3 protein-coding genes and 1 pseudogene are annotated in these 5358 nt (G+C 49.6%); 2 read left to right on the top strand and 2 right to left on the bottom strand.

What is annotated here, in order from left to right; translation table 11 throughout:
• On the top strand, positions 1-320 hold a 320-nt coding region (locus BSG09_RS18600), incomplete at its 5' end, for an IS66 family transposase (protein ID WP_139246276.1).
• Between the two features lie 73 nt (positions 321-393).
• Here the strand turns inward: BSG09_RS18600 and BSG09_RS18595 are convergent.
• A pseudogene (locus BSG09_RS18595) lies at positions 394-863 on the bottom strand (hypothetical protein); the annotation flags it as partial.
• 334 nt (positions 864-1197) lie between these two features.
• On the bottom strand, positions 1198-2295 hold the full coding sequence (locus BSG09_RS18590; RefSeq protein WP_242611688.1) for an ATP-binding protein: 1098 nt from the start codon (positions 2293-2295) through the stop codon (positions 1198-1200).
• 2064 nt (positions 2296-4359) lie between these two features.
• Here BSG09_RS18590 and BSG09_RS18575 point away from each other — a divergent pair.
• Positions 4360-4629 (top strand): HalOD1 output domain-containing protein, encoded by a 270-nt coding sequence (locus tag BSG09_RS18575; RefSeq protein WP_175542262.1) that lies wholly within the window; start codon positions 4360-4362, stop codon positions 4627-4629.
• The last annotated feature ends 729 nt before the right edge of the window (positions 4630-5358 follow it).

Here is a 5358-nt window from a genome sequence, read left to right as displayed (position 1 = left end):
CGTTACATCTGGAAGGCCTGATCAGGGAAGACTACGAGGCACAGGAGGTCAAGAAGCTGATCGAGAAGATCAGGAACGGGTTAGGGCACTGGCTGACGTTCGTTACAGAGCCAGACGTCGATTCGACGAATAATCGCGCAGAGCGCGCTCTGCGCGAGCAAGTTGTGCTGCGGAAGATGTTCCGGACCCTCCGCTCAGCCGAAGGGGTCCAGATTCACGAGACGATCACGACCATGTTGGCCACGTGGAAACGACGAGGACTAGATCCGCCCGAACAGCTCCAGTCTATCCTCGGTGGAGAAGAACTCAGCTCAGGGTGAGAGGCATCACCGAGCAGTGAATTATAGTCACGCTATCCAACTACCTTCAGAGTTGCTGCGGTCAAAGAATCGATCAAACACCATCGTGTCCTCTGTTAGTAACGTTGTGTTCGGTGGAAGCGCTGCTACCGGTGGACTGTTCGTATTGGCCTAGATCGGCAGGGGCGCGATCACCACGTCGGGTATATCGCCAGTCGATATTCGGCGTCTCAATCTCTGCATTGGGGATGTGTGCGACGCCGGCGAGTTCGTCGACGGTCATAATCATGTGCCGGTCGATCCACTCGCGGTCACACATTCGCTCAACGAACTGTCGAAGCTGCGTGGCATGTTTGCGCTCTCGCCGATGCCAAACAGGGTTGTCGTCAAGGCCCTGTTCAGTGATCGCGTTGTAGTACTTCCTGAACATCCCCGCGACGCCACGAGCACGGGCCTCAGCCTCGTCTTGCTCGCTCGAGGCAGCAAGCACGCGCGAATGTTCACGTGGAAGGCCTGCTGGCCACGTTGCTGTTCGATGGTTTTCGCAGCCTGTTTGTCCTTCTCGCATCACACCTGTCTCTGGTTCGTGCAGTGTGACTCCGGCATTCAGACGGTCAACGATCGACGGGAGAGATGGGTTCTTGTTTTCCATTATCAGATTATGCTTAGCCATAGGTAATTTCCTATAATAATAGTTTACCCAAATATATTTTACAGAGAACGTTACTACGCATACCAATTTATCGTCTAACTTGGTGCAACTCAGAAATAGTCAATTGCCAAATCAGTATCTCTAATCTGGAATATCCCATGCAGTGTCGGTCGAAGATTGAGCTGGACTTGCCAGTAGAGTCACAATCCCAGTTTCAACCAGAGGACGCGTGTCTCGAATTAATTATCATTCCGATATTTCTTCCTGTACATCTGCGCGTGGAAGTTCCACAACGAATGTTGAACCACACGGCTCATTATCTTCAACTCGAATATTACCGCCATACGATTCAACTAGCGTCCATACCAAAGAGAGACCTCCGCCCCTGTCTGTCTCCGTTCCGTTCGTATTGAACAGTGTTTCTTTCTGTTTGTCAGAAATACCTGGCCCGTTGTCGCTGACAGTCATCCTGACAGTATCCACGTCAGCCTTCACCATGACTTCGATCAGAGAATCATCCCGATCGTTGTGTTCGACAGCGTTCTCAAGTAGGTTGTCTACAACCGACCGAAGACTGGCGTTTGCAGTGACGAGTGCTTGGTCTGGAAGATGAGTTGTTACAGCAGCACTGGACGAGGTCTCAACTTGAGAAGCCAGTTCAGCAATAACCGCAGCAAGATTAACTGGCTCAAGATCGGTTTCACCGATTAGTGAGTCAATGATTGCACGAGTAGCTTCAATTCGTGTAAGCGCTTCCCCGGTTTTCTCAGAAATCACCTCGAGATTATCACTTTCTGTCTCAGCAGTTGCAGGGGTTTGCTGATGGCTGATGAGTTCAGTATAGCCTTGGATCACAGTTAGATCATTACGGAGATCGTGACGGATGAGATCATTGACAAACACCAGTGTATCACTAACCTTTTCAGCGCGCCGAGCGTCGGCATGTGCTCGAGCGTTGTAATAGCCGGCGATCATTCCTGCAATCGCTCCTGCCTCAACTGCAATCAGAAGTGGAAAGACAGGTTCGGCGATAGGACGTCCTTCGAACAGTCGTACAAGAACTGTTGTTCCCATTGCGATCAGAAACACGACGCCTCCTATGAGAGACCAACTAACGACGATCCATCGACTTTTGAGTGTGAACTCGATTTGAGAGAGACAGTATCCCGCATAGATGAGTCCAAGTGCAGGCACCCCATCCAACAAAAGCGCAACCAGTGGCCCGATTAGAGTATTCAATACAAGAATTTCATGTGCATAGTGAACACCTGCAATCAGAAACAGTATCGCCCCGAACGCCATGAGGAGAAACGGCGACTGCTCCCTCATCTGGCGTTGATCCATATTCCGGGATAGCTATCGTTTCCTTATACGAATTCTGAATCGCTAGGCCTTGTAGTCCGAGTGTCAAGTTACTGTACCGAAACAAGAATAATGTTTCTATTATGTATTATTATGGAACGCACAAACAGCACGCATATTGATTACACCCTTCTATACAGTTCTTGTACCCTGCAAAAATACTGGACAGAGACCAACATGAGTTTTTCAAAGTTCGGATGGAACTCAAAAGCCAGAGATCGGAGACGAAACCAGTTGTGGATCTTGTGGGACGTGCCGATCTCGGCTGGCGTGGACAAGTGTTCCCCCTGACTTGTGATCGAGGAAGGGGCAACGATACAGGAGTGTAGGTTGACCCACCTTGTCCGCGCCAACCCGTCATATGTCCCATAGAGTTATCAACTTGTTCCCTAACTGTACTAAGACGGTTGACTACATATTCTCCGAGAGATATGAATAGCCGACTTGCCTCCTGCTGTCTTCTGGGCTGTCTTCCCACTCTCAAGGACGTCGACAATCTCGGCGGACTCAACATCATGTGTGAGGTGACGATCGTCGGCCAGTTGCTAAGCGTGTTCGACAACTCGAGATCAGCCTGTTCGTAGGAACTGATAGGGATCAGCAGACTAGTTCATAGTTTCTCTCGTCGTGTGGTTTTTCCAGTAGGCTGGTTTTCTCGTGAGAATCTCTGAATATCCACGCTAATCCCTATGAGAACTCGGTCAATGCGACTGCGACCAGGGAAACCCCTTGTCAGTCGGTCGGTCGGTCGGTCAGTGCTATCATCGCCATTAGCCGTGGCTTCAGATATCAACTTCCGAATCTTGCAGAAACGCCGGCCAGAGGCCGACGTTGGCACACTCATGTCCCAGGTGGTGTGTCAGTGGTAGGTGATCTGAGATCCTGATGGCACCAGACAGTGGTGGAGCAATCCCAGTTGCGGCGAGGAGCCGTGTGTCTCGAATCGACTGCATTCCCTGTCTGGAGATCGATTAGAGCCACACTGTCCCTCCCCACGTGTGCTCTTAGGATATGTCTCGTATGAATCTGTTGGATAAGTGATCGGAATGTAAATAGTTAATAATGATCACCAATAACAACCAATTGCCTCCAACTCCCCCATGTTAACGGAGGCACTACCCCCATCCCCATCGCCGACACTATTTCCCAGTCCAAGTGGGAAAGGACTTGGATTCGCTTCAAATCAAAAGCGAGCTTGATATCCGCCTTCCGGAATTCCATAGCGGCGAATCTGAAAGGCGCATGGGAAATATAATAGAATTGTCATACGGCTATTGAAATTCATAGTGAACGGTAAGTACAGAACGTGCGTGTATCAGTTGGCACTCGTCAGAGCCTTGGTTTACAGAATGGTTATAATTCAGGATACCTAACTAAATAGTATGTCCGCGCTTCCATCTGCCCTTTTCGATTGGAACCTGAATCGAGTGGTGAGGGTTGCTGTGAGCGGTATCGCAGTCTTCCTCGCAATTCGACTCACGGATGGGTTACTGGTCGGACTCGGAGTAGCAGTCGCACTGGCTCTGGTACTTAATGTTCCGTGGTGGATGTACGACCGATACGCGCAGTCAGACAAGTGATGTATTCGCACACGTAGTTGCCGTTCAAGACAGGGGGCACATATATCACCCAATAAACAAAAAGACCGATATAGTGAGAACTCCGGTATCATGTATGAACGATGGACAATATTCGATATTTATAGCACATCTTCGTGCGATTCGTACTGCCATCGTCGGCTTAGCACTCGCAGTTATTACAGTGGGGCTTATTATCGAAGGTGATCCATTGGGTTTCCCATTCTTCACAATAACGATACTCGTTTGCTTGTACGCATTTGTACCACCTCTCATCCGTATGTGGCAAAACCCATAGCGGACAGTTCGCATCTCTATTTACCGGCTGACCCAATCAGAAGGATCTGAAACAAGCTATTCGCGAGTCTTTTTATGATATTCTCATAGTCAGTAATAAGTTCCCTATGAGGGCACAGAAAGTTGTATGTTTGGCGTCATATATTAGTGTCTGGGAGATATACACTTTAGTATGGAAAGGGATCTTGGAGATAAAAGTAATATTTCTTTGCACATAGTTAATTATATTGCTGAAAGGGAACACACGGATCCACTTGAACTTCCCCCATTGTATGATGCAGTCAATCCAGATGCGCTCGACGATCTCGTTGCGTCGGGACGCCAGAACGGGACGACTCAGTCTGGCCGAATCGAGTTCCAATACAATGGCTATACGGTTATTGTGAAATTCGGCACCGATCCAGAAATCACGGTCAAAGAGAAGTCAGAACTCGTTGAGTAACACAATCGACGGGAATCACTTCTCAAGGCAGGGTGCCGCCGAAGTTACCGAACGCCACTCCCCTTCAAGTCGTACTGTTTGTCCCAGACGACTCGTGTGGAGACGAGTATTCGACACGGTCCGTGTGTCTGAGTTGTGCCTCTGACTGAGCGTGAGCGCTATCTCCCCACCGCCTATCCTCACGCCCAAGTCACTGTCTGTATCACAGCGACATCAGTCTTTATGACTTAGCACAATACTACACAATAATTTATTGTGGTCTGTTAAATTGGGTATCATCATACCAGTCCACGAGGTCATTGACATCCACCCCGAGAAGGGACAATCGCGTGCAGACCACAACTGAGCGGTCATGATCACACCCGTTGTGAGTGCGATCATAGCTATCACTGCAGAATGAGCGTTAGAGGGACAAACACTGTCTCTGAAAGGGAAGGATCTTCTCCTACACCTGCAGCTATTGGTAGCAGCGACATCGTCAGACCACGACGACGACCAGATCCGTTCGTTGTGCTCGTTAGAGAGATTCACCCTCTCGGGATGGGTTCAACCGCTTTCTCACACCTCTGCCCTGTCGGTTCGAGTCACAACGGGTGTGACACCACCAGTGACCTGTCCATCCGAGTCGAGCAATTCGAGATGGTGATAGCGGGCCTCGAGCAGTCCCTCAGCAGTCTCGATGTCCATCGCGATGATCTCCGTCGGCGTCTGTTTCGCAGAAACACGACG

The sequence above is a fragment of the Natrinema hispanicum genome (assembly GCF_900111485.1).
Lineage (GTDB): Archaea > Halobacteriota > Halobacteria > Halobacteriales > Natrialbaceae > Natrinema > Natrinema hispanicum_A.
This window is presented reverse-complemented; position numbering and strand designations above follow the sequence as displayed.

Coding starts and splice junctions, on each gene's coding strand:
- BSG09_RS18590 (WP_242611688.1), bottom strand. CDS start 2,295: ATGGATCAACGCCAGATGAGGGAGCAGTCGCCGTTTCTCCTCATGGCG.
- BSG09_RS18575 (WP_175542262.1), top strand. CDS start 4,360: ATGGAAAGGGATCTTGGAGATAAAAGTAATATTTCTTTGCACATAGTT.